General features: G+C 37.0%; 1 protein-coding gene and 1 pseudogene. Both read left to right on the forward strand.

Annotated elements, in window-relative coordinates; genetic code table 11:
- The first annotated feature begins 137 nt into the window (after positions 1-137).
- Positions 138-644 carry a pentapeptide repeat-containing protein gene (locus GNE10_RS34865; protein ID WP_099067583.1) on the forward strand — a complete coding sequence of 169 codons (507 nt, stop codon included), beginning with the start codon at positions 138-140 and terminating at the stop codon, positions 642-644.
- A gap of 12 nt (positions 645-656) precedes the next feature.
- Positions 657-871: pseudogene (locus GNE10_RS35615) on the forward strand (hypothetical protein); the annotation flags it as partial.

The following is an 871-nucleotide window of genomic DNA, read 5'->3' on the forward strand; positions in this document are numbered from 1 at the left end:
ATCCAAATCCCCTTACCCCGGTTGGTGAGCTTGTCGAACCATTAACCTTTTCCCAGACCACAAGGGAAGTTCATACTGCTTATCCGAACCGTATTGAATGACTAATGACCAATGACTAATGACTAATAATTAAAGTTATGAAAAAGATTTTATTCCGCTTTTTGGGTTTGGTTATGATTTTGATACTAGCAGTGATGTGGATAGTACTTAATCCCAAACCTGCTTTTGCTCAACTAAACACAATCAACTACAACAGTACAAATTTGGAAAATCGCGATTTTTCCCATACTGATTTGGCGGGTGTAACTTTTGTCGCGGCAGAAATGCGCGGGGCAAATTTTCAAGGCGCGAATTTAACCAACGCAATTCTAACTAAAGGAGTTTTATTAAAAGCAAATCTAGAAGACGCGAACTTGACAGGTGCTTTAGTCGATCGCGTCACTATGGATGGTGCTAATCTGAAAAATGCTATTTTTACAGAAGCAACTTTAACCCGCAGCCGCTTTTATGATGCTGATGTCACTGGCGCTGATTTTAGCGATGCTTTAATTGACCGCTATCAAGTGTCGCTATTGTGCGAACGAGCCGATGGCGTAAATCCAGTTACAGGTGTGTCAACGCGAGATAGTTTAGGCTGTAGGTAGATAATCTCAGCGTTGAGGTTCAAAACAGAGATATTTGACTCAAAAAATGGAAAATCAACCTTCTTTACTAGGTTATATATAATTATATGTAAACTGAGAGAGTTTGATTTTTTTAGTAATCAAAAAAGCCAAAAAGAAATTTATGGATTAATTGGAAGTAGTTTGGAAAAACAAACTAAAACAGATAAAGAAGGAAAAATATTCTATACATATCAAATTGATTTATT

Origin of the sequence: Nostoc sp. 2RC (assembly GCF_014222165.1) — a bacterium.
Classification (GTDB): Bacteria; Cyanobacteriota; Cyanobacteriia; order Cyanobacteriales; family Nostocaceae; genus Nostoc; species Nostoc linckia.

Excerpts from the sequence above, each read along its gene's own strand:
- GNE10_RS34865 (WP_099067583.1), top strand. The coding sequence starts at position 138 with ATGAAAAAGATTTTATTCCGCTTTTTGGGTTTGGTTATGATTTTGATA.